The organism is Providencia xihuensis, from assembly GCF_041953405.1.
Classification (GTDB): domain Bacteria; phylum Pseudomonadota; class Gammaproteobacteria; order Enterobacterales; family Enterobacteriaceae; genus Providencia; species Providencia vermicola.
Map to the genome: position 1 here is coordinate 1,927,964 of NZ_CP169565.1, position 25,583 is coordinate 1,953,546.

At 39.3% G+C, this 25,583-nt stretch carries 17 protein-coding genes and 2 tRNA genes; 9 read left to right on the top strand and 10 right to left on the bottom strand.

All coding sequences use genetic code 11. From position 1 onward, the window contains the following. Window positions 1-250: 250 nt before the first annotated feature. The gene (gene tyrP, locus ACE2AL_RS08525; protein ID WP_272539635.1) at window positions 251-1,399 is read right to left on the bottom strand and encodes a tyrosine transporter TyrP; all 1,149 of its coding nucleotides are present in this window, start codon (window positions 1,397-1,399) and stop codon (window positions 251-253) included. A 481-nt stretch (window positions 1,400-1,880) separates the two neighbouring features. Here tyrP and ACE2AL_RS08530 point away from each other — a divergent pair, with 481 nt between their 5' ends. After that, on the top strand, window positions 1,881-3,221 hold the full coding sequence (locus ACE2AL_RS08530) for an anaerobic C4-dicarboxylate transporter (RefSeq protein WP_206082329.1): 1,341 nt from the start codon (window positions 1,881-1,883) through the stop codon (window positions 3,219-3,221). 75 nt (window positions 3,222-3,296) lie between these two features. Here ACE2AL_RS08530 and yfaE read toward each other — a convergent pair whose 3' ends face one another. The 4 genes from yfaE to ubiG form a co-directional block, all read right to left on the bottom strand. Then, a complete protein-coding gene (yfaE, locus tag ACE2AL_RS08535; RefSeq protein WP_206082328.1) occupies window positions 3,297-3,560 on the bottom strand; it encodes a class I ribonucleotide reductase maintenance protein YfaE in 264 nt (87 codons plus the stop codon). Between the two features lie 2 nt (window positions 3,561-3,562). Then, window positions 3,563-4,699 carry a class Ia ribonucleoside-diphosphate reductase subunit beta gene (gene nrdB / locus ACE2AL_RS08540; RefSeq protein WP_225818901.1) on the bottom strand — a complete coding sequence of 379 codons (1,137 nt, stop codon included), beginning with the start codon at window positions 4,697-4,699 and terminating at the stop codon, window positions 3,563-3,565. An 11-nt stretch (window positions 4,700-4,710) separates the two neighbouring features. Further along, window positions 4,711-7,002 carry a class 1a ribonucleoside-diphosphate reductase subunit alpha gene (gene nrdA, locus ACE2AL_RS08545; protein ID WP_206082326.1) on the bottom strand — a complete coding sequence of 764 codons (2,292 nt, stop codon included), beginning with the start codon at window positions 7,000-7,002 and terminating at the stop codon, window positions 4,711-4,713. Window positions 7,003-7,360: 358 nt separating this feature from the next. Then, a complete protein-coding gene (ubiG, locus tag ACE2AL_RS08550; protein WP_206082325.1) occupies window positions 7,361-8,083 on the bottom strand; it encodes a bifunctional 2-polyprenyl-6-hydroxyphenol methylase/3-demethylubiquinol 3-O-methyltransferase UbiG in 723 nt (240 codons plus the stop codon). 286 nt (window positions 8,084-8,369) lie between these two features. Here ubiG and gyrA point away from each other — a divergent pair, with 286 nt between their 5' ends. Together gyrA and rcsC are read left to right on the top strand one after the other, a co-directional pair. Next, the gene (gyrA, locus tag ACE2AL_RS08555; protein ID WP_375084244.1) at window positions 8,370-10,970 is read left to right on the top strand and encodes a DNA topoisomerase (ATP-hydrolyzing) subunit A; all 2,601 of its coding nucleotides are present in this window, start codon (window positions 8,370-8,372) and stop codon (window positions 10,968-10,970) included. Window positions 10,971-11,187: 217 nt separating this feature from the next. After that, window positions 11,188-13,974, top strand: a complete 2,787-nt coding sequence (rcsC, locus tag ACE2AL_RS08560; protein ID WP_375084304.1) for a two-component system sensor histidine kinase RcsC — start codon at window positions 11,188-11,190, stop codon at window positions 13,972-13,974. 63 nt (window positions 13,975-14,037) lie between these two features. Here rcsC and rcsB read toward each other — a convergent pair whose 3' ends face one another. Continuing rightward, the gene (gene rcsB / locus ACE2AL_RS08565) at window positions 14,038-14,688 is read right to left on the bottom strand and encodes a response regulator transcription factor RcsB (protein WP_206082322.1); all 651 of its coding nucleotides are present in this window, start codon (window positions 14,686-14,688) and stop codon (window positions 14,038-14,040) included. Between the two features lies 1 nt (window position 14,689). Next, window positions 14,690-17,365, bottom strand: coding sequence for a phosphotransferase RcsD (rcsD, locus tag ACE2AL_RS08570; protein WP_272539632.1), 2,676 nt, complete (start codon window positions 17,363-17,365; stop codon window positions 14,690-14,692). Between the two features lie 213 nt (window positions 17,366-17,578). On the opposite strand from rcsD, the gene ACE2AL_RS08575 reads away from it, so the two are divergent. Next, a tRNA-Ser gene (locus ACE2AL_RS08575) sits at window positions 17,579-17,666 on the top strand. Between the two features lie 5 nt (window positions 17,667-17,671). Then, window positions 17,672-17,747: transfer RNA gene (locus tag ACE2AL_RS08580), tRNA-Thr, on the top strand. 264 nt (window positions 17,748-18,011) lie between these two features. On the opposite strand, the gene ACE2AL_RS08585 is transcribed toward ACE2AL_RS08580, so the two are convergent. Beyond that, a complete protein-coding gene (locus ACE2AL_RS08585) occupies window positions 18,012-18,362 on the bottom strand; it encodes an SH3 domain-containing protein (RefSeq protein ID WP_272539631.1) in 351 nt (116 codons plus the stop codon). A 79-nt stretch (window positions 18,363-18,441) separates the two neighbouring features. Between ACE2AL_RS08585 and ACE2AL_RS08590 the strand changes: the two genes are divergently transcribed. Further along, entirely contained in the window at window positions 18,442-18,945 is a 504-nt protein-coding gene (locus tag ACE2AL_RS08590; protein WP_349422372.1) for an AAA family ATPase, read from the top strand. A gap of 839 nt (window positions 18,946-19,784) precedes the next feature. On the opposite strand, the gene gltP is transcribed toward ACE2AL_RS08590, so the two are convergent. Further along, window positions 19,785-21,092 carry a glutamate/aspartate:proton symporter GltP gene (gene gltP / locus ACE2AL_RS08595; protein WP_206082318.1) on the bottom strand — a complete coding sequence of 436 codons (1,308 nt, stop codon included), beginning with the start codon at window positions 21,090-21,092 and terminating at the stop codon, window positions 19,785-19,787. A gap of 573 nt (window positions 21,093-21,665) precedes the next feature. Further along, the gene (locus ACE2AL_RS08600) at window positions 21,666-22,328 is read right to left on the bottom strand and encodes a GntR family transcriptional regulator (protein ID WP_272574084.1); all 663 of its coding nucleotides are present in this window, start codon (window positions 22,326-22,328) and stop codon (window positions 21,666-21,668) included. 413 nt (window positions 22,329-22,741) lie between these two features. Between ACE2AL_RS08600 and ACE2AL_RS08605 the strand changes: the two genes are divergently transcribed. The 3 genes from ACE2AL_RS08605 to ACE2AL_RS08615 are packed head-to-tail and all read left to right on the top strand — an operon-like array spanning window position 22,742 to window position 25,580. Beyond that, complete coding sequence (locus ACE2AL_RS08605) at window positions 22,742-23,983, top strand: NRAMP family divalent metal transporter (RefSeq protein WP_206082316.1); 1,242 nt, start codon at window positions 22,742-22,744, stop codon at window positions 23,981-23,983. A 14-nt stretch (window positions 23,984-23,997) separates the two neighbouring features. Continuing rightward, window positions 23,998-24,777, top strand: coding sequence for a LamB/YcsF family protein (locus tag ACE2AL_RS08610; protein ID WP_375084245.1), 780 nt, complete (start codon window positions 23,998-24,000; stop codon window positions 24,775-24,777). Then, entirely contained in the window at window positions 24,774-25,580 is an 807-nt protein-coding gene (locus ACE2AL_RS08615) for a putative hydro-lyase (protein ID WP_353167675.1), read from the top strand. Before ACE2AL_RS08610 ends, ACE2AL_RS08615 begins: the two co-directional genes overlap by 4 nt. Window positions 25,581-25,583 lie beyond the last annotated feature (3 nt).

Below are 25,583 nucleotides of genomic sequence, written 5' to 3' on the forward strand. Positions count from 1 at the left end.
GGTTAACAGTAAATCAAGGTAGCTTGGTTGTCTTTTCAGTATTATTTACGGTATATGACGTAATTAAAGAAATAAATTTCAATAATAAGCATTTAATGAGAACTGAAATATTAAATGCCAATATTCGAGGCGTCGTGATTGATATGATCTATAAAAGAGTGAAGGGAAGCTATTGGAAATAGGGGAATGACAAATAAAAGAAAAACCGCAATTTGAAGTTATCCAAATTACGGCTTAATTTAACAATTTATTAGCCGACGTTAGGTAGAAAACCCGCAACAATCGAGAACTGAATAGCAATAACAGTAATACCACAGAGTAATACTATCGCTAAAACAGGCATGCCACCTTTAACTTGGTATTCACCTTTATCTTCTACCTTGCGAACACGCATAGTGAGCAGGGCGGGGATAATTAAAGCAAGGACAGATAATGCCACAGCTGCGTATGTTAAGGCTTGCACGAAGCTACTAAAGAACAGTGCCGCAAGTAATGGCGGAGCGAAGGTTAATAAGCCCGTTTGAATACGACCAAATAAGCTATTACTGCGTTTAAATAAGTCAGCAAGGTAGTCAAATAATCCTAAAGCAACACCTAAGAAAGAAGTCGCAAGTGCTAAGTCCATAAATAGGCTAACAGCAATATTGACCCGTGGTGTTGCTACCACATCACGAATGGCAGTTAGCAAGCCATTTAAGCCAGACTCTTGTGCTAAAATACCTAAAAATGTTGTTGAGGGGATTGAGCCAAGTGTTGCTACCTGCCAAAGGATATATGCAACCAATGGAATTGCGCTACCTGTAATGAAAATCATACGCAGTTTACGCACATCACCATTCATATAGTTAACTAAGCTAGGAACACTACCGTGGAAGCCAAATGAGGTGAATATAACGGGAACAGCGGCGAGAATTAAACCTTTTTCAATAGGCATGGTGCTTAAGTTCACCGCTTCAGCATGTGGCATCATAACAACTAACATGATGATTAAGAAAATTGTTTTGGCGGTAAATAAAATTCGGTTAATAAAGTCAACCGAATGGGTACCAATACATACAACAGCTCCACCAATAATTGTGAAGGCGATAATGGCCGCTTCGGTACTGATGGTAATCCCCCACCAAGATGAAAGACTGTCAGAAATCAATACGCCAGCCCCACCAATATAAGCGGTTGTTAGCGCATACATCAGTAGCAACATGCTTAAACCCGTGACGATTTGTCCTGCTGGACCAAGGTATTTTTTTGCTACGGTACCTAACCCCATATTTGCAGGGTTATGTTGGTAGACCTCGACTAATAATAATGAGGTATAGCTCATTAACATCCATAACCCAACAAGCAAACAGACGATGCCTGTAAAACCGACGCCTGCAGCGGCAAGTGGCATTGCCAACATCCCTGCACCTATTGTTGTTCCTGCAACGATTAACACACTGCCAAGAGTACGATTCTTCACAAGTTCCTCTAATTGAATCTGAATAATTAATAAGTGATGCAGATTATGCGATTGTGCGAATTGTGTCAAATGTAAATTACAGTTGGTGTAAATTTATTTGTACACTAATTAGAGGCAAAATAATAATAAATAACCGACCAATATCAAGGTTAGTTATCTAAAGGAAAAATGATGAATAAAGATACCTAAAGGTAAATTAATTTTGGCTTATTTGTTAAGAAATGGTGTGTAATTTATTGATTTTACATAATTATTGTTTGAACTGGCTAGTATCGCAGTTACTTAAGATAAATAGTGTGATGCGGTCAAAATAAACACAACAAAAATAAAACTATATTGGTTTTAAAATTATCATAAATCAAATTAATGCTTGAAAATCATCTCAATAATAGGAGGCAAATACATATAAAAGGATGGAACTATGGACTTTATGATTCAACTCGCCATTATCCTTGTTTGCTTGTTTTATGGGGCAAAAAAGGGGGGAATGGCATTAGGGCTTCTTGGTGGGGTAGGTCTTGTTATCTTAGTATTTGGTTTTGGATTACCACCAGGAAAACCACCTGTTGATGTTATGCTTGTAATTATTGCTGTTGTTGCCGCATCAGCTACGTTACAAGCATCAGGTGGTTTGGATGTTATGCTACAAATTGCAGAACGACTACTACGGAAAAACCCTAAGTACATCTCTATTGTGGCACCTTTTGTGACTTGTATCTTAACCATTTTGTGTGGTACAGGGCATGTTGTTTATACTATCTTACCTATTATCTATGATGCGGCGATTAAAAATAATATCCGTCCTGAAAGACCAATGGCAGCAAGTAGTATTGGCGCACAAATGGGGATCATCGCCAGCCCTGTTTCTGTTGCAGTTGTGTCCCTAGTTGCCATGCTTAACGGTGTGACTATTAATGGCAAGTCTCTTGAATTCCTTGATTTACTGGCAATTACTATTCCTTCAACCTTAATTGGTATCTTAGCCATCGGTATTTTTAGTTGGTTCAGAGGGAAAGATCTCGATAAAGACCCTGTATTCCAAGAATTTATTTCGGTCCCTGAAAACCATGATTACGTGTATGGTGGCAGTGTGACATTGCTGGATAAAAAATTACCGAAAATCAACTGGGTCGCGATGTGGATTTTCTTAGCATCAATTGTGGTTGTGGCATTACTCGGCGCATTTTCTGAGTTAAGGCCGTTAGTCAATGGCAAGCCGTTATCGATGGTTTTAGTTATTCAGATGTTTATGTTGCTGGCGGGTGCGCTCATCATCATTATCTGTAAAACCAATCCAGGGCAAATTTCGAAAAATGAAGTATTCCGCTCGGGGATGATTGCGATTGTGGCGGTGTATGGCATTGCGTGGATGGCAGAAACCATGTTCGGCGCCCATATGGATGAAATTAAAAGTACACTGGGGTCTTTAGTGAAAGACTTCCCATGGGCGTATGCGGTCATCTTATTACTGGTATCTAAGTTTGTTAATTCTCAAGCAGCGGCATTGGCCGCGGTTGTGCCTATCGCGTTAGGTATTGGTGTTGACCCCGCGTATATTATTGCATCAGCACCCGCATGTTATGGTTACTATATTTTACCAACTTACCCAAGCGACCTTGCGGCGATTCAATTCGACCGTTCAGGAACGACGCGTATCGGTAAATTCGTCATCAACCATAGCTTTATCTTACCCGGGTTAATTGGGGTTGGTGTATCCTGTGTGTTTGGTTGGGTATTTGCAGCGCTTTATGGCTATTTATAATAGCGAGGGCGAATTAATAAAGAACAAATAGATTAAAAGCGATTGCATAGAAGAGCTGTGCAATCGCTGATAATGCTAGCCAATCTCGATATCAGAAAGCGGGTGGCAACAACAAGGTAAAATTTCACCTTCTTGTACAAAGGCTAGAGGCTTACGCTTATAGCCTACTTTTCCTCGCAACAATGTTACACGGCATGAGCCACAGTAACCTTCACGGCATTGATACTCGACAGGTACTCGGCTATCTTCTAGCGCTTCCAATAAGCAAGAATGAACTTCTGTATGGTAGGGGACTTGAACACCCTGCGTGAGTCGCAGGGTGATTTTGTGGCTAGCCATAATTACAGTTCGAAGTCACTCAGGTCGTCAGTATTGACTTCAGAGTCAATTTGACCAACTAAGTAAGAACTCACTTCAACTTCTTGTGGTGCCACTTGAACGTTATCTGACACCAGCCATGCATTGATCCATGGAATTGGGTTAGAACGTGCTTCAAAAGGCAGCTTCAGACCAACAGCTTGCATACGGATATTGGTGATGTACTCAACATATTGGCACAGAATATCTTTATTCAGACCAATCATTGAACCTTCACTGAACAGGTAATCGGCCCACTCTTTTTCTTGCTCTGCTGCCTGCACAAACAAGTCATAACATTCTTGTTCGCACTCTGCTGCAATTTCTGCCATTTCAGGGTCATCTTGTCCTGAACGTAACAAGTTCAACATATGTTGGGTACCTGTTAAGTGCAGCGCTTCATCACGTGCAATCAGTTTGATGATTTTTGCGTTGCCTTCCATGAGTTCACGTTCTGCGAACGCAAATGAACAGGCAAAGCTCACATAAAAGCGGATAGCTTCCAGTGCGTTAACACTCATTAAGCATAGGTATAATTGCTTTTTCAGCGCGCGCAATGAAACGGTGATTTGTTTCCCGTTGCAATTATGTGTGCCTTCACCAAACATGTGATAGTAGTTGGTCATTTCGATGAGGTCATCGTAAAAACCCGAAATATCTTTCGCACGTTTTAAAATTTCTTCATTTTCAACGATATCGTCAAAAATAATCGCTGGGTCATTCACAATATTACGAATAATATGCGTGTATGAACGTGAGTGAATAGTTTCAGAGAACGCCCACGTTTCTACCCATGTTTCCAACTCAGGAATTGAAATCAGCGGCAGTAATGCCACATTAGGGCTGCGACCCTGAATAGAGTCAAGCAGCGTTTGGTATTTCAAATTACTGATAAAAATGTGTTTTTCGTGATCTGGTAGCGCATTGTAGTCAATACGGTCGCGTGATACATCCACTTCTTCAGGACGCCAGAAAAACGATAACTGTTTTTCAATCAGCTTTTCGAAAATCGGGTATTTTTGCTGATCATAGCGTGCCACATTAACAGGTTGGCCGAAAAACATCGGCTCCTGCATTTGGTCATTTTTCTTCTGTGAAAACGTTGTATATGTATGTGACATAACAATTCCTATTAAATTTTACACGCGCCGCCTTCGCAATCGGAATCCGCTGACTCAACAACTTCTTCCAGATCGCCCTGAACATCTTCCGCACCATCGCGGGTGTTATGGTAGTAAAGTGTTTTTACACCAAACTTATAGGCGAGCAATAAATCTTTTAGTAATTGGTTCATTGGTACTTTACCACTCTCGAAACGAGTAGGGTCATAGTTTGTGTTAGCAGAAATCGACTGGTCGATAAACTTCTGCATAATACCAACGAGTTGTAGGTAGCCGCTGATAGATGGCATTTGCCACAACAGTTCATAAGCCCCTTTCAAGTTTTCATAATCTGGCACCACTTGGCGCAAGATGCCGTCTTTCGACGCTTTAATACTGATGTAGCCACGTGGTGGCTCAATACCATTGGTTGCATTAGAAATTTGCGAAGATGTCTCAGAAGGCATCAAAGCAGACAGCGTTGAGTTACGCAGGCCATAAGTCTGAATATCTTTACGCAGTGCTTCCCAATCATAATGCAGTGGTTCATTGGTTAACTTATCGAGCTCTTTTTTATAGGTGTCGATAGGTAATACACCTTGCGAATAGGTCGTTTCATTGAACCACGGGCATGCACCTTGTTCTTTCGCCAAATCGTTTGATGCTTTTAACAGATAATATTGAATAGCTTCAAAAGTTTTGTGCGTTAAATTATTTGCGCTACCGTCGGAGTAACGTACACCGTGTTTCGCTAAGTAATAGGCATAGTTAATCACACCAATACCTAATGTACGGCGACCCATAGAGCCTTGTTTTGCCGCAATAATTGGGTAGTCTTGGTAGTCGAGTAGGGCATCTAAAGCACGCACCGCTAAGATGGCTAACTCTTCTAATTCATCAAGGCTATCAATTGCACCTAAGTTAAATGCAGACAGCGTACATAATGCAATTTCGCCTTCTTCATCGTTGATGTTATTCAACGGCTTAGTTGGCAGTGCAATTTCTAAACATAGGTTAGATTGACGAACGGGAGCAACCTGTGGGTCAAACGGACTATGTGTATTACAGTGGTCAACGTTTTGAATATAGATACGGCCTGTTGATGCACGTTCCTGCATCATTAATGAGAACAATTCGACGGCTTTTACGCTGGACTTACGAATAGTTTCATCTTGTTCATATTGAACATACAAACGTTCGAATTCATCTTGGTCAGCAAAGAATGCATCGTACAGACCTGGTACATCAGAAGGGCTGAATAAGGTAATGTCTTGGTTTTTAATTAAACGTTCGTACATTAATTTATTCAATTGCACACCGTAATCCATATGACGAACACGGTTACCTTCAACACCACGGTTATTTTTCAGGACTAACAGGCTTTCAACTTCAAGATGCCAAATTGGGTAGAATAATGTTGCTGCACCACCACGCACACCGCCTTGAGAGCATGATTTAACCGCTGTCTGGAAGTGTTTGTAGAATGGGATACAACCTGTGTGGAATGCTTCACCACCGCGTATTGGGCTACCTAATGCGCGAATTCGGCCCGCATTTACGCCAATTCCAGCGCGTTGAGAAACGTATTTAACAATTGCACTTGATGTCGCATTGATGGAATCAAGGCTGTCACCGCACTCAATCAGGACACAAGAGCTGAACTGACGAGTTGGTGTGCGTACCCCCGCCATAATTGGCGTTGGCAAAGAAATTTTAAATGTTGAAACCGCATCATAGAAACGACGAATGTAGTCTAAACGCGTTTCTTTTGGGTAATGGGAGAATAAACACGCCGCCACTAAAATATATAAAAACTGTGCGCTTTCGTAGATTTCACCCGTTACACGGTTTTGAACTAAATATTTTCCTTCGAGCTGTTTAACGGCTGCATAGGAGAAATTCATATCACGCCAATGGTCAATAAAACCGTCCATTTGCTCGAACTCTGCTTGCGTGTAGTCTTCCAGCAAATGCTTATCATACTTGCCCATTTCAACAAGGCGTTTTACGTGCGTATAGAGTGCAGGCGGCTCAAACTGGCCATAGGCTTTTTTACGCAAGTTAAAGATAGCTAGACGTGCAGCAAGGTATTGATAGTCTGGTGTTTCACCAGTAATCAAGTCGGCAGCTGCTTTGATCATCGTTTCGTGAATATCAGATGTTCTGATCCCATCATAAAACTGAATCTGAGAACGTAACTCCACCTGTGAAACAGATACGTTACTTAGGCCTTCCGCAGCCCAGGTGATTACCTTGTGGATTTTATCGAGATCAATGCGTTCTTTATGTCCGTCACGTTTTGTGACTAACAGACTCTGGTTCATGAGTAAGTACACCTTGGTTGAACTACAAATAGTGTGCCACAAACATAAAAAAGCTCATGGTTGAATACCATGAGTCTAGTGCTGTTTAGTTTAGCTTCACTACTATATGTAGTAGTTTGTTGAGTAGACAATAACAAGATAATGTTAATATGCGATTTTATCAAGTGAACAAATTCGAGGGATCTTGTGGATAACTGGTTGGATAAGAAAAATGATCATGTCGGTAAGCTGCATGGTAAAAGGGACTAATAAAAAAAAGGCTTCCGACATGATGACTAAAATAAATTTTGTAAACGTAGACCGTTTGCTGATTTCTTAAACGTACTGATTGCGATTTATTCTTTTCGTGATTAGTTAGCTACTCACTAATTGTATGAAGCATATAATTCACATCTACATTTGGCCCCAGCCAGAACTTGTCAGTGATAGGGTTGTAGTGTAACCCCGTGATATGCTTATCTTTTAACTGTGTTCCGTCAATCCAACCGATGAGTTCAGAAGGGCGAATAAACTTATTCACATCATGGGTGCCTTTTGGAACCATCTTCATAACGTATTCGGCGGCAACGACTGCCATCAGCCACGCTTTTTTGTTGCGGTTGATGGTTGAAAAAATAACATGACCACCAGGCTTAACCAATTTAGCGCAAGCTCTCACGACAGATTGTGGGTCAGGAACATGTTCTAACATTTCCATGCAAGTGACGATGTCATAAGCTTGTGGATGTTTATCGGCATGCTGTTCAACGGTTTCTTGAACATATTCAACGGGAATACCCGATTCGAGAGAATGTAAGCGAGCGACCATTAACGGATCTGCGCCCATATCAAGTCCTGTAACATCCGCACCTTCACGCGCCATACTTTCAGATAAAATACCGCCGCCACAACCGACATCAAGAATTTTTTTACCGAAAATGCCATCTACACGTTGCATAATATAACCAAGACGCAATGGGTTAATACGGTGTAACGGGGCAAATTCCCCTTCTAAATCCCACCAACGGGATGCAATAGACTCAAATTTTTCGATTTCTTGTTTATCGACATTTAAGTATGTCGGTGCTTGGGTATCGCTCATTGATAAAACTCCTATTTTAACCCTATGACTGCATATTGCCTTTTATGATGAGACGAATTAGGCGCAGTGATAGGTGTCCGTCAATCATTGATGGTCATAATCTAGACAATAATGCACTTAAGGCAGTTATTAATGAATAATCCCACAAGTTTCGGACACACAAACTTAATTTTCCGCTATTATACATAGCTTGAAAGACAAATACCCGTCTCTTATTTTTATTAAATTGGCGAATTGTGGTATAGTCCTACTCTTTGAATCCGAAGTTATGAGGGACAGTGGTTCCATGAGCGAGATTGCCAGAGAAATCACCCCAGTCAATATCGAAGAAGAGCTGAAAAGCTCATATTTGGATTATGCAATGTCCGTTATTGTCGGCCGTGCACTTCCAGATGTTCGAGATGGACTGAAGCCAGTACACCGTAGAGTCCTCTTTGCGATGAATGTATTGGGAAATGATTGGAATAAACCCTATAAAAAATCTGCCCGTATAGTCGGGGACGTTATCGGTAAATACCATCCACATGGTGATAGCGCTGTTTACGAGACAATTGTTCGTCTTGCTCAGCCTTTCTCTATGCGTTACATGCTGGTAGATGGTCAGGGGAACTTTGGTTCGGTTGACGGGGACTCCGCAGCCGCAATGCGTTATACGGAAATCCGTATGGCGAAAATTGCCCATGAGTTACTGGCGGATCTTGAAAAAGAAACCGTAGATTTCGTTCCAAACTATGATGGTACAGAGCAAATTCCTGAAGTCATGCCAACGAGAATCCCTAACCTACTGGTTAATGGGTCGTCAGGTATTGCTGTCGGAATGGCAACCAATATTCCGCCTCACAACTTAGGCGAAGTAATTAATGGTTGTCTTGCCTATATAGAAGACGAAGATATTAGTATTGAAGGCTTAATGGAACATATTCCAGGGCCAGACTTCCCAACTGCGGCCATTATTAATGGTCGTCGCGGTATTATCGACGCTTATAAAACGGGTCGTGGTAAGGTGTATATCCGTGCCAGTGCCGAAGTTGAGGTTGACGAAAAAAATGGCCGCGAAACCATTATTGTTAGCGAAATTCCTTATCAGGTGAATAAAGCACGCCTGATTGAAAAAATCGCTGAATTAGTCAAAGAAAAACGTGTTGAAGGTATCAGCGCATTACGTGACGAGTCGGACAAAGACGGTATGCGTATTGTGATTGAAATAAAACGCGATGCAGTGGGTGAAGTTGTTCTGAACAACTTGTATTCATTGACTCAATTACAAGTGTCTTTCGGTATTAATATGGTGGCTTTACACCAAGGCCAACCAAAAATTCTAAACCTGAAAGATATCATCGCTGCCTTCGTTCGCCACCGCCGTGAAGTGGTGACACGCCGTACGATCTTCGAATTGCGCAAAGCGCGTGATCGCGCACATATCCTTGAAGCATTGGCTATTGCATTAGCTAACATTGACCCAATTATTGAGTTAATCCGTAAAGCACCAACGCCAGCTGAAGCAAAAGCGGGGCTGATTGCACGCTCTTGGGATTTAGGCAATGTGGCCGCTATGCTTGAACGTGCAGGTGATGATGCAGCGCGTCCAGAGTGGCTTGAAGAGCAATTTGGTGTTCATGAAGGTCAATACTTCCTGACTGAACAACAGGCACAAGCGATTCTTGATTTACGTCTGCAAAAATTAACGGGTCTTGAGCACGAGAAATTACTGGAAGAGTACCGTGAGCTGTTAGTGCAAATTGAGGCACTACTGTTTATCTTAAGAAGCCCTGAGCGTTTAATGGAAGTGATCCGCGAAGAATTAGAAATTATTCGCGATACTTACAATGATCCGCGCCGCACTGAAATTACCGAAAACACCGCTGACATCAACATCGAAGATCTTATCAATCAAGAAGATGTCGTTGTTACTTTGTCTCACCAAGGTTATGTGAAATATCAGCCATTGTCTGATTACGAAGCACAGCGTCGTGGTGGTAAAGGTAAATCAGCTGCAAGAACGAAAGATGAAGATTTTATTGAGCGCTTATTAGTCGCGAATACTCACGATACCATTTTGTGTTTCTCAAGCCGTGGTCGTTTGTATTGGATGAAAGTGTATCAATTACCTGAAGCTAGCCGTGGTGCGCGTGGTCGTCCTATTGTTAACTTATTGCCACTGGAGCAAGATGAGCGTATTACAGCTATCTTACCTGTACGGGAGTACGAAGAGGGTTATACTGTCTTTATGGCAACCGCAAGCGGTACTGTGAAGAAAACCCCTCTGCAAGACTTTAGTCGTCCAAGAAGTGCAGGTATTATTGCCGTGAACCTCAATGAAGGGGATGAACTCATTGGTGTAGATTTAACTAATGGTTCTAATGAAGTCATGTTGTTCTCTGCTCAAGGTAAAGTCGTTCGTTTCTCTGAAGATGCAGTGCGTGCGATGGGTCGTACCGCAACGGGCGTTCGTGGTATTAAATTAATGGACGACGATAAAGTTGTTTCTTTAATTATTCCACGTGGTGAAGGGCATATCTTAACCGTAACAGAGAATGGTTATGGTAAGCGTACTGAAGAAGCGGAATATCCAACAAAATCTCGTGCAACTCAAGGTGTTATCTCCATTAAAGTGAGTGAGCGTAACGGGAACGTTGTGGGTGCGATTCAAGTTGATGATACTGACCAAATCATGATGATCACGGATGCGGGAACCTTAGTTCGTACTCGTGTTTCTGAAGTGAGCATTGTGGGCCGTAATACACAAGGTGTTACCTTGATTAGAACGGCTGAAAACGAAAAGGTTGTTGGATTACAGCGTGTTGCTGAGACTGAAGATGATGAGAATGCAGATGAAAGCACCGACGAAAATGGTGCTGATGATGCAAATATCAACGATCAAGAATAAACAACGCCTTTAAGCGATATAACGGGCAGCACGGAGATGGCTGCCCGTTTTATTTATCTTCCATAGAACCATCTATTTTATTCCTTTTCATGTTTATCGTTTTTTAATATTGTAATCGAGTATAATTCGCTGTTGTGATAACGCATAATTAGGAAGACACTTGAGATACTTACCCTCATTTAAAACATCATTAAGATTATCCCGGGATCTTTTTCGTATCCTTGGATTGATGTTATGGGGCATGGGTGCCTTTATTACATTATTTTTTCTCTATTCTCAATTTAATGAATACAAATCGGATATTCGTCAGCAATTCCATTCAGGTTTTGAAAGCTTACAATCGTATATTCAACAAACAGGTGAAACGCTACAAGCTATCCAATCCATGACAGAACAGCATCGGATTAAATTGGATAGGTATAAAAATTTAAATGAAAATGAGCCTGAATTTATGACATTACCTGGCTCAGTAAATTACTCTTACTATAAGTTAACGCTAAACTCTGATTGTGATTATTTTCAATACCGTTCTCAGGGGTATTTACTGGCTTTTGAACAACTAAATTATTTTTGGAAAGAGAGTATTGCAGTACCTCAAGGATTGAATCACGTTTTTGTCATTGGCTCTCAAAGTTATTGCTTAGTGGACTATCCAATTCGTTCGACGGTTTCTGATATTGAGACGCTCAAAAAGGTTGGTTATGAAAGTGCGCACTCTTACCAAAGTCTAAAATCACAAGGTAAAGAGCGTAATATATATACTATCGTACATGGTGCACAACCTGATAATGGCCAAGTTTATTTGATCCAACCGATTCAAAACCAGGGAGCTGTGACAGGGTTTATCGGTATTGAGCGTGCGATAAATTTAAATCAATTTAATATCAGCAAAGATAAATCCATCGAAATCATGGTGGTAAATTCCCATAATCAACCTGTTTTATACTCGTCAGCAGAGGTCAACCCGAAAAATTCAGCATTGTTGGCGATTGCGGAGCCCTCATTCTTTGGTTTTAATTCTGATTACTCAAAACTCATTTTTAAAAAACGGTTATTACCTGCACAACTCACTGTTTTCTTTTCAATTCCGACGTCCGAAATTTTATCCAACCTTGAAAGCACTATATTTTATGGCGCGATGCTAAATATTTTTACTGCGGTTTTGCTATTTTTTTTGATTTGGCTGCTTGAAAGAAAAATGTTAGAACCTGCAGCGAACACAGCTATTCGCTTAGAAGAACATGAACAGTTTAATCATAAAATTGTTGCGTCAGCACCTGTTGGGATTATTATTTTAAGGTTAACGGATGGCGGGAACATACTGAGTAATGAACTTGCACACGATTATTTTAGACTGCTTAATGATGATGACAAGCAGCGAGTTTTGACGATCATTCGCCAAAAAACGAGTAATTATATTGATGTTGTGACCACCAACGGAACTCACTTACAAATTAGCTTCGTAAATTCTCGATATCAAAACGAAGATGTGGCGATCTGTGTGTTGATAGATATTAGCATCCGTGTACAAATGGAAAAATCACTGCAAGATGTTGCGGATGCAGCAGAACAGGCGAACCATGCTAAATCGATGTTTTTGGCAACAGTGAGCCATGAATTAAGAACGCCGCTGTATGGGATCATTGGAAATATTGAATTATTACAACGTTATGAGTTATCAGAGAAAGCAACTCGCTTAGTTTCTACAATGGATAATTCCTCTGCATTATTATTGCAAATTATCAGTGATATTTTAGACTTTTCTAAAATTGAATCTAAACAACTTAAAATTGAAAATAAACTATTCAATTGTCGAGACGTTTTTGCCTTTGTATTAGCGAATTACCTGCCATTGGTATCGAAAAAAAGAATTTCACTGTATTCATATATTGAGCCTGATATCCCTGATTTGATATTGAATGACTCAGTGCGGTTACAACAAGTGGTCTCTAATATTGTGAACAACAGTATTAAATTTACCCATTCAGGTTTCGTCTTGCTCCATGTTTGGAAAGATAATAATTATTTAAAAATTGAAATCCGTGATTCAGGAATTGGTATGACTAATGCGGTTGTTATGCAGTTGTTTGATCCATTCTTTCAAGTTTATGATCAAAATAACACGGGTCATAAAGGTACAGGGTTAGGATTAGCTATCTGTGAAAAATTGATAAACTTGATGGATGGGGACATGGAGGTGAGTTCTCAGCATGGTCTCGGAAGTTCCTTTATTATACGTATTCCATTATATGGGCAAGAATATATTCAAAAAAATATACCTGAATATCGCGCAAATTATAAAATCGCCGTCTCGTGTAAAAATGAATTTTTGATGAGTTTTCTGTCACGCCTACTCAAACATGCTGAATTTTCCGTAGTCACTGGGAATGATATTGATACACAGAAGGCTTATGACCTACTCATCACTGATTTTACTGACACAATTTCAGTACAGAGCCGTTACCAAATCAGGCTTTTAAGTTGCTATGCAGGAGAGTTTTATGAGGCTCAGCCAAATGAGTGGATTTATAATACTTATCAATTAGATAAGCTACCGCTACTTATTGATAAGTGGTTAGTTAAAGTTGCAGAAGAAAATATAAAGAACCAGAATATTCATGAGCCTATTGAAGCGGATTGTCGATTGAGTGGGTATCATGTTTTAATTGTTGATGATCATCCAATTAATCGAATGTTATTGAGTGAGCAACTTGCCAGTATTGGTTTTAGTACAAGCACTGCAGTTGATGGTATTGATGCGCTTAAGTATTTGAAAAATAACCGTGCAGATATCGTTTTATCAGATGTGAATATGCCCAATATGGATGGATACCAGTTGGCTCAGGAATTACGACTTTTAGGGGAAACATTACCGATTATTGCATTAACCGCCAATGCAATGGCAGAAGAAAAACAACGCTGTATTGATGCAGGGATGAACGAGTGTTTATCTAAGCCAACAACTATTGCAATTTTGCGTGAAACACTTATTCAATTTTGTTAACGTAATGAATAAAAAATAAAAACCCGCAATCGGGTTTTTATCGTTTAGATGGGCTGATAAGCCTTATTCGGAAGGAGAATTATCAATACTCACCGATGAGAGATAATTGAGTAGTGCAATATCATTTTCTACACCCAACTTCAGCATCGCAGATTTTTTCTGGCTACTGATTGTTTTAATACTGCGATTCAATTTCTTAGCAATTTCCGTGACTAAAAAACCTTCTGCAAATAAGCGTAAAACTTCACTTTCTTTTGGTGATAAACGCTTGTCACCATAGCCACTTGCATTAACTTTCTCGAGTAATTTGCTGACGCTTTCAGGTGTGAATTTTTTACCTTTTTGTAAAGCCGCAAGCGCTTTTGGTAAGTCTGCAGGCGCACCTTGTTTTAAAACAATGCCTTCAATATCCAGCTCAAGAATAGCACTTAAGATAGCTGGGTTATTATTCATGGTCAGAACAATAACGGAAAGGTCAGGATAGTGGCGTTTAATGTATTTAATTAGTGTAATACCATCGCCATATTTATCACCTGGCATAGATAAATCAGTAACTAGAACGTCAGCATTTAAGCGCGCTAAGTTATTAATCAAAGAGGTTGAATCTTCAAACTCACCTACGATATTCACCCATTCGATCTGCTCAAGTGACTTTCGAATACCGAAAAGAACAATAGGATGATCATCGGCAACAATGACATTTAGGTTATTCATATTATTGGTTACCTTCTGGCATTAGTTTTTTGACTGAATTATCCAGGTCTCTAATGCAATTTCTTATTTCAATTCCGTTTTTATCTGCTATGTAGTGTTCTAAGTCCTCGCAAAGTTTATGAAGAACTGTAAATTCGAGCATAGCAAAAACTCCTTTTAAACGATGTGCAGTGTTTTTCAATTCGGCTAAATCCTCAACACTTTCACTATTATACAGTTTATTAATATCTATCGGTACTGTTGTGATGAACAAATCTCGATAACCGCTTTGTGCCAAAGCAAATTGATATGCCGCAATCGCTTTTTCTGTAGTGGCTAAAGGTTCATCAGGTAGAGCTATTTCATTAATATTACTGCTATCGGTATTGGCATTTTCTATTAATAAAGAAATCGCATCAATCAGTTCATCTGCAAAATTGTAGTTAGCTTCAATATAATTATGATTAACTTCATTTATTGAAGTGATACTTCCGTCAACTTTAAGTGTATATTCAAACGCTTCTTCATTGTTATCCGTGATGAGTAAATCCCAATCTGATTGGGCTGAGCTTTCGCTTAAATCAAGAAATTCAGCACCGTAGTTTGACAGTGTACTTCTTACTATACGAGAGATGTCTGCATTATGGATATTTAAACGAATGTACACATCTTCTAATAGTGCAGGGTATTCATGCTCGATAGATTCATTAATGGCAGGCAGTGAAAGTTCATAATGTGTTCCAATCGCAGTACTTGAGCGAATAGAAAGCGTGCTGTTCATCTTTTTTGCCAACAATTTGCATAAATAGAGTGCCATTCCTGAGCGCGTAAATTGTGCTGGTTTAACAGTTTGCGCACTAAACGGATTTTGCAGATTACTCAGCTCTTGATTACTCAAGCCTGTACCGCTGTCTCTAATATTGAGAGAAATAATATGTTTCTCTGTATCATAAGATAGCGTGAATGAGATCTTTCCAAAAGAGGTTGTGACAAGAGAATATTCCCAAATTAGTTGTAAAAGGTTTTGTAGGTATATAGGGTTTACTTCAATTAGGGACTCTGGATTTACATTGTTATGGAAATAGAGCGATAGACCTTTATTATTGATTTTCGATAGATTGTTCTTGAGAAACTGGTTGATCAATTGACTGATTGAAATTGCCTCAGGTTTGAGAGAGGTTTTCTGTGACTCTAATTGGTTAAGAAGTTCAATATTATTAAACCAAGAATGAATTGTAATTAATTGATTTTCAATCTCTTGTAGTATGGATAGTTCACTAGGGTCAGTAGGTTGTGTTAACTGAGAGAATTGTAATTCCAGCGCTGACAGTGCGGGTAAAATTTCATGGCACATATTTTCAAGTACAACTTTGCGCATTTGAATATTTTTTTGATATTCACGCATTGCGAGTTCTTGGCGTTTTTGCGTCAAAACCTCTTTATCTTTATCCATAATAATAAAGAGTGCGGCATTAGGCATTGCGTCATTTTCTACGAGTACAACTTCGAAGATATTATTTTCTATGGAGACTTGAATAAAATCATGGTTATCTATGGCCATTTCTTTTATGTGAGCGAGATCCATTGAAGGTAATAGCTGATTAGCAAGATTATTACTGAGGATTTTCGTGTTGGTATTAAAATCGTAAACCAAGATCCCATAAGATATATGATTGATGATATCGTTATTCAGTGACTCTTTAAACTGGAGCTCCTGCAGCATGGATGTGTTCGGTGAAATCAAACGCTTACGTAGGAAAAGTAGCGTTAATACCGCTAAAAAAATCATGGCTATCATGCAAGCAATTAGCCAAAAGTTATAGCTAATAAGATGAAAGATAATCGTTTTTAACGAAATATGATAATAAAGCTGATAGGGAGTGCCGTCTATTGGTTGTGAAAATATAAGGTTTGTTCCCATTAATGTGGTATTGGTTTCAGGGCCCAGAGTGCTAGTTGGACGAGAGTTTATTGTGAAGAAGTCGCCATCTAATGAAGAAGGAATCAATGAATTCATCGAAATATCAAATGATATAACACTGGTTAATTGCCCTGGTGAATTAAACATCAGCCGGTATGTATAGTAATATACATTTTCAGGGGAGTATTTTTGTACGTTAGATATGATTTCCCGTCGGTCAAGTAATGTGGATTGAGCTAGCATGTCGGCGCGTTTTTCTTCCGCCGTGAGTGTTAGATAGCTTTCTTTGAAACGCAATTCAGGTTTTAGAACGGAATGAGTGGTCACAAGAACTAAAGTGTTATCTAACCCATTTAGGTAATACATGGAGTTATATTCATTTCTTGCCCCCCAAACGATCTCCATGTAGTTAGCTAGTTTAGTTGCGAGTTCATTATTGGTGGCTTTATTTGGCCCGAATACAATGGCATCTAAGGTTTGGTTGGTGCTAGTCAACCAATAAATATCATGGCGTATTTCCATCGCGGAAAGTGGGGTATTTGCAGAGACGTGTGATTTATCGTTAGCAAGTTTATAAATATGACTTGCTTGATAACGGTAGTCTTCAATTTGATAGGCTAACCTAGTTGCCATGCTATGAAGTGCAGTTTGGCGGCTTTTTACCCATTCTTGATAGTAGTTAAAAAGTGATAACGAAAGTATCACAACTAACAGTAAAATAAATGTCGCAAAAATGCGTGAAAGGGCATTTGGTTTTAATAATGTTTGTCTGTACATACTCGAGCACGCGATCCCATCGGCAAATTTATTATTAGATTAAAAATCATACGCCTAGAGTACTAGTAGACTCCGATTTTGCACAGATATTACCATTTTTCTTGGTAAAATGAGAACAATTGAGTGAAGATTAGCCAAATGAATTAAAAAAAGCAATTTTTTTACTTTCGGGGGTAGACAAGGAGGTCAGATTCCTCCATAATCGCGCCCCATGGAGAGATGGCCGAGCGGTCGAAGGCAGCGGTCTTGAAAACCGCCGATGGGTAACCATCCTAGAGTTCGAATCTCTATCTCTCCGCCAAATTAGCCGGCTTAGCTCAGTTGGTAGAGCAACTGACTTGTAATCAGTAGGTCACCAGTTCGACTCCGGTAGCCGGCACCAAATAAGAACCCGTTAACTTGAAAAAGTTAGCGGGTTTTTTCTTTTTAGTTCTCTGTATAATTACAATACGTTAAGTAGTAGTTGTGCCATCGTATAACATCAGTTTATTACTCCATTTTACATGCTCAGCAAGATGATTTAGTACTAAGCATGTCTTTCACCATTAAAGCCTGTAGAGAAGTGGGATTTAATTTAAGAAATGCAATAAAATGAGCGAATTTCTGTTGTTATAAAGCATAAAAAAATCAAGAGATGCTTTAATGCTTAAAGTTCTTCTTGCAGATGGCAAAGCGGAACCCAACCTTCTTGGTTTTTACTATTTTTAGCCCAAATCCATTGATTGATTTCCCGTGTGGATGTGAGTGTTTCACCAGTAACTACATTAAGCTCTAATGCAGTGTAATCTTCAATTGCAATGGCAGACTTGGAATCAATAAGCTGGATGATTTGCTTAGGAACAAAGCCTTGTAGGTTATTAAAACGGCATTCTAACCAATTCTCCCACCCTTCATCTCCGATATATTCATCACCGACAGACAGAATATCCCCTTTGCAAAAATGTATAGGGTTAGGGAATTCTGAAATATGTGATTTAACGACAGTAAATTTACGCATTATTTGTAGTCTCAAATTTTGAACATAGCGCGGTACTAACCATTTATAGTCTAATTTAAACGTAACTAAAAGAATAAGAATGAAAATTTGTATTGTAGGTACATCGGGAGTTGGTAAAACAACGTTAGCAAAAAAACTGTCTAAGGAATTTAATATTTCACTATACAGTTATGATGATATTTATTGGGATAAAAGCGGAGGGGAATACCACAAAAATACCCAAATTATTATTAATTCTTTGGTTTCAAATGTATTGTCACAGGATAAATGGATAGTTGAGGGGGCATATGACAAACGACTTTTGCCATTTTTTAATGACTCCATGTTAATCATACATTTAAAAAAGCCACATCATGTTTGCGCCACTCGGATTATAAAACGTTTCTTATTGGCACGTATAGCGAGGACACAACCAAAAGAAACGTGGAAAAATACTTGCGAGTTATTGCACTTTACTAAAAAATTTGAATCTCGATTAGAGGCCTTTTTTGCCTTACACCCTGAATTTCATGCAAAGAAAGTCATTATAAATCGCAATAATTTATGTGTGATTGACATTGTTAAGTCTTTCAAAGGTACCTAATTAATATCACGTCTTAGTATTGACTGGCTCTGAGGAAGAGAAAACAAGTTATCAATATTGGCTAAAAAAATAGCCCCTGGTGTTGGGGCTTAAAAGGGATGGTACTACTAGGATTAACTCATAGAATTAGTTATACGCGAATGAGCGTCATTTTTTGCAAGTGATAGTTAAAATTAAATTAAGTTTTGTAAAGTAATTAAAGGTAAAGGAAATCACGTTAGGCTCAGAGGTGGTATCGGTGATGGCAATGGTCTTGCTTATAGTTATGGTCGAAAGGGGATGAGGTATTAAGATATTGGTGCAGTGGAAATATAAATTTCATTGCGTATTGAAAATAGATATTTTTAGTTAAAAATTAATTTTCAATAATAAGTTAAATTACCTATTTTATTTTTAATAAAGAAAAGCCTCGTTAGATGACGAGGCTTTTTTTGTTAGAACCAGCTGTGTAGCATAAAATAGGATAATGAAAATACAAAAATTACCATTAGGTGTTGAAGCACCTTTAAAAATAAAAGAAATCTTCTTATTTGATTCATTTTTTCCTGCTCAGACTAACAAATATACGAAATACTTAGTGCAAGATTTATAGCGTAGTTAAGATATCAATAAAGTTCCAATGACTAAAGGTAAATTATTTAAAAAAATAAAATAAAAGAAAGAAATAGGTATATGTAACTAGTGTTAAAGATATGTTAAAGATATCTTAAATATATATAGAAAATATTGTTATAATGAATGCGTAAGGGAAAATATTCTAGACTTGTATTTTTTAGAAAATGATGCCCTATCTAATTGTCAGAGAGGGCATCATTGTAATAGCTTATTTATATTTTGAATTAAAAGGTACTTTCATACTCACGTGCTTTTTTGATGTCGTAATTATGTTCCCATTTAGCAATAACGAGAGCGGCCAATGCATTGCCAACAACGTTAAGAGCAGTACGTGCCATATCTAAAATACGGTCAACACCTGCAATGAATGCAAGGCCTTCCAATGGGATCCCAACACTGCCTAATGTCGCAAGTAGTACAACGAATGATACACCAGGAACGCCTGCAATACCTTTTGACGTAATCATCAGGGTAAATACGAGTATCAGCTCTTGGCCTATGGATAATTCAATACCATAGAGTTGGGCGATAAATATTGCTGCAATACTTTGATATAAAGTGGAGCCATCGAGATTAAATGAATAACCGATAGGAATAACAAAACTGGTTACAGATTTTGGTGCGCCGTACTTCTCCATTTTATCCATAATGCGTGGAAGTACAGTTTCAGAGCTTGCTGTGGAATAGGCCAATAGGAGCTCATCTTTTAATATTTTCATTAACGTGAAGATATTAATTTTGCAATAACGCGCAACAATTCCTAATACCACCACAGCAAAGAAAATAATTGCACAGTGCACAAGAATAACCAATTTAAGTAATGGGACTAATGATGAGAACCCAAAGTTTGCAACGGTGACTGAGATCAATGCGAACACCCCGATTGGTGCATACATCATGATCATATTAGTCACGCGGAACATGGTTTCAGAAAATGTTTGTAACACATCAAGCAGTGGTTGTTTTTTCTCAGCGGGTAAAGATGACAGCCCTAAACCGAAGATAACTGCAAAAAAGATGACAGGGAGCATGTCACCACTTGCCATCGCAGCAAAAATATTGCTAGGGACTAAAGTGAGAATGGTATTGATAATCCCTGATGGATGACTTTCGACTTCTTGTGTCGTTTTTTCGTATTGAGAAATATCGACTTGGGTGAGTTGAGACATATCAATACCAACACCCGGTTGAAATATATTTGCGAAGGAGATACCAACAATAATGGCGATTGTGGTAATCACTTCAAAATAGAGAATGGTTTTGAAACCGAGAGAACCTAATTGTTTTGTATTTCCGACACCAGCGATACCCACGATGAGCGTTGAGATAACAATGGGCACAACGATCATTTTAATTAACTGAATAAATATTTTACCCGCGGGAGAAAGGATATTTAAAATAAGCCAATCTTTGTACTCTGTATTGTCATGCAAAAGTGCACCAGCAATAACACCTAAAATAAGAGCAATCAGTATTTGCCATCCTAGGCCAAATTTAAAGGGCTTCTTATTAGTCACTTGGTTTAATGTCATAATGAAATCTCATTTATATTAATAATTTTTATGTATGCTTTTTTATTATCGTAAATTTTATAACGAATATTCGAGAAAACTACAACTATTAACTCGATTTATTTGAGTAATTTCAGTGGGTAATTTATATTAATTCGTTACTTTTGTTAAATAAGCGGCCTTAAAGTCAATTAATTGTGATAATTTTGTGTTTGATGTAAATTCTTGTGGCGTGAGAAAGTTAATTTTCGAGTTACATTAAAAAAATGAAAGTGTTTTATTCTGGTTATTTTTACGTTAAAAATAAGTTAAATGCGTAAGGGGGGAAACTAGATTGGATGAAAAAACAAACAAAAGTACTTTTTTTATTACATACCGATATAAATAGAATATTAAAATTAAAGATATGAATGTGATTAATTAACAATGCAGAGTTTTCTACTCGATAAATTTAAACTTATTTTGCTGTAATATTCGTAAAAATTTTTATTGTGGGAATAAGATGATTCACTCAAATTTTTGTAATGTAAAAAATTTAATCTGGGGGTAATTCAAAGAGGGGAGGAACAGCGTTAATTTGGTAAAACAAGAAAATTAAAATGAAGTTTGGCTGCGTTTATAAGCTGCCAATAGTGTTCGTTCAGATAAATCAAGGTAGCTGCGTAAGGTATTTGCAGCTTCAAGGTTGTGGCCTTTATCGAGTAGCTCAAGAATAAATTGGTTTTTATCAATATAGGGTGCATATAAAATTTTGGGGTCATTTAGGTGCCCAAAAGCGAGACGTAATTCAGCAGATATATTACGATAAAGTTTGATAAGCCGCTCGCTATCGGTTAATTCGACAATAGCAGTATGGAATTTCATATTGGCTGTGCCCACACCAATCCAATTCTCGATTTTTTCATGTTGACGCGCATCAACAACTGCATCTTTCATTTTTTGCACGGCAGGATGTAACGCATAAGCGTGTTCTAGTGCATTACATTCAATGAGCCGTCTCACATGGTAAATATCAATAATCGCAGCCATATCAGGAACTGACACAAAAACGCCCTTATTTGGTGCATAGGTCAGTAATCCTTCTTGTGTTAATACACGAAAGACTTCGCGAAGCGTATTACGTGAAATAGCGAGTTCATCACTCAATGTTGCTTCAGACAGCCGCTGCCCTGGCGTGATTTCCCCTACGGTGATTTTAGCACGGATGACTTCCGCAATCGTGACTGACAAGGTTTGAGCAACAGGCGTTTTTTTCATAAAAATGCAAACTTGAATTTGGTGGATGATGAAGCGGCTATATTCACATATTCAAGTTTAAGCGGCAAGTTTCCTTTCAAAAACATCAGGGTGCATCCCCTGATTTGCACCTATATGGTGAAAAATAGCCTAAGCCGCACTGAATTAGTGCATTCCAATGAGATCCATAACCTATTTTTTGCTTTCATTGTTAAAAAAGTGATCACGCCTTGATTTTTAAATCATGGATAACGATTTTTATTGATTGTTTATTCGTCATCTCATACTAATTGTTCAACAATCCATTAAAGATGAATTAACAATTAACATAACAAGTAGAACAATGGCACGATAATTGCCTGAGTGATAATCGCAATAACAACATCTACAACGACACAAATAATTAAAACAATAACACATAGAGGAGTATGTATATGGCAGCTCAAGAAAGCGCACCAAGCACTGCTGAGTATGTGAAAAGTCGCCGTTCGTCACTAATTGGTGCCATATTTTTGATGGCGACGTCTGCGATAGGTCCTGGGTTTATTACCCAAACTGCAACATTTACTGTAACGTTGGGCGCGGCATTTGCTTTTGGTATTTTAGCCTCCATCGTGATTGATTTTGTTGTGCAGCAAAATATCTGGCGAGTCGTGACATTAACCAAAATGCACTCATCACAAATAGCGAATGCGACTATCCCTGGGAGTGGTTATTTACTGGCAATATTGGTGATTTTTGGCGGCTTAATTTTTAATATCGGTAATATTGCAGGGGCAGGACTAGGGTTAAATGCACTTGTTGGCCTTGACCCAAAATGGGGAGGATTAATTAGCGCCTTACTTGCCATTTATATTTTCTCATCACGCAAAGCCAGTACATTTATTGATAGGTTAATTATTGGCCTCGGGATTGTCATGATTGGTTTAACCGTGTTTGTCGCAATTGCATCGAATCCACCCGTTGGGGAAGCGCTACGTCAAAGTGTTTTACCCGATACCGTCGACTTTGCGATGATTACGACAATTGTGGGCGGTACGGTTGGCGGCTATATCTGTTATGCGGGGGCTCATCGCTTACTCGATAAAGGCACGGTAGGGATTGAAAACATTCATGTGGTATCCAGTGCGGCAACAAAAGGAATATTGGTTGTTGGTTTAATGCGCTATGTCTTATTCCTTGCCATTCTAGGAGTTGTTGCAAGTGGCGTAACAATTGATATCTCTGGTCATGCAGCTAACCCCGCATCTCAAGCTTTTCAGGCTGCTGCGGGTAATTTTGGCTTACGTATTTTTGGATTGATCTTATGGGCTGCGGCACTAACAAGTGTGATTGGTGCGGCTTATACGTCGATGAGTTTTTTAACTGCTTTCAAACACACTATTTCTGAAAGACAACGTAATATCGCAACGATCATTTTTATTGCAGTTTCTCTGATAGTGTATTTGCTGATGGGAACGGCACCTGCTGCATTGCTAGTTTTTGCGGGGGGATTCAATGGATTAATCCTGCCAATTGGTTTGACTCTTTTTGTCTATATTGGCTGGAAACGTGCAGATTTGATGTCAGGTTATCACTATCCACGTTGGTTATTATGGTCAGGTGTGGTGACTTGCGCACTGACTTGGTACATGGGGGCGATGTCAGTCAGCGCCATCTTTAATTATCTGAAATAACCCTTGGAGTGATGATGAAAAAACAAATCGATTTAAATAGCGACCTTGGGGAAAGTTTTGGTCAATGGCAGATGGGAAATGATGAGGCTATCTTATCTGTAGTCAGCAGTGCAAATGTGGCTTGTGGCTTTCATGCGGGTTCACCTGAAGGGATCTTAAAAACCTTAAAAGCGGCCAAAGAAAATGGTGTGGCAGTAGGCGCTCATGTAGGGTATCCCGATTTAGTGGGATTTGGACGTCGAAATATGGATATTGCTTCCAGTGAATTGATTGCGGATGTGATTTACCAAATTGGCGCACTAAAAGGTTTAGCCACTGCTGCGGGTACTGATGTGTTATATGTGAAGCCCCATGGTGCACTTTATAACACGATTGCACATGATAAACGCCAAGCTATCGCAGTGATTGATGCAATCAAATCGATTGATAATCATTTAATTCTTGTTGCATTAGCGGGATCTCCGCTGATTGGTTGGGCACAAGACAGTGGTTTGCAAGTTGTGGCAGAAGCCTTTGCAGATAGAGCTTACAACAGCGATGGTACATTGGTTTCCCGTAAACTCGCAGGCTCTGTATTATATGACCCGAAAATTGTGGCTGAGCGTATGTTGCAATTAGTGCAGGAAGGCGGTGTTGTATCTATTGATGGTAAATTTACCCCAATTGATGCTGGCTCCATTTGTGTTCACGGGGATAGTCCAGGTGCGCTTGAAATGGCACAACAAGTTCGCTCTATCCTTGAAAAACAAGGGATTGAAATTTATGGCTTTGCCCATAAAGGAGAGCGCGAATGACACAATTAATGAAAGCCTCTACGCAAGCGATTGAGGCCGCACGAATTGCCCGCGAAGCGATACGTAATGGCTATGATAAACCGACTGCAGGTCTTGCTCCAGGTATGACGCAGGCCAACATGATTGCACTTCCTCGTGATTGGGCGTTTGATTTTTTATTGTACGCACAACGTAATCCGAAAAGTTGCCCAGTATTAGATGTGTGTGAATCGGGAAGTTGGCAAACCATGTTAGCTGAAGGTGCAGATTTACGAACTGATATCCCGCGTTATCGCGTATGGGAACATGGGCAATTAGCCGATGAAATCACGGATGCGACCGCAATTTATCGACAATATCCTGATTTAGTTACATTTTTGATTGGCTGTAGTTTCACATTCGAGACACCTATGATTGAGGCAGGTATTGATGTGCGCCATATCACCGATAAATCGAATGTCCCAATGTATAAAACCAATCGCTTGTGTCGCCCTGCAGGGCGCTTACAAGGGGAGTTAGTGGTTTCGATGCGACCAATTCCTGCAAACCGCGTTGCTGATGCTGTCAGTATAACAGGGCGATTCCCCTCCGTTCACGGTACACCTGTGCACATTGGTGCTCCTGAGCAGCTTGGCATTGCCGATATAATGCAACCCGATTTTGGCGATGCGGTACGTATCGAAGAGGGGGAAATTCCCGTATTTTGGGCCTGTGGTGTGACGCCACAAGCGGCAGTGATGAAATCGGGGGTGCCATTTGCGTTAAGCCATGCGCCTGGATATATGTTCATCACTGATGTGCCTGATGCGGCTTATCATATATAGAGG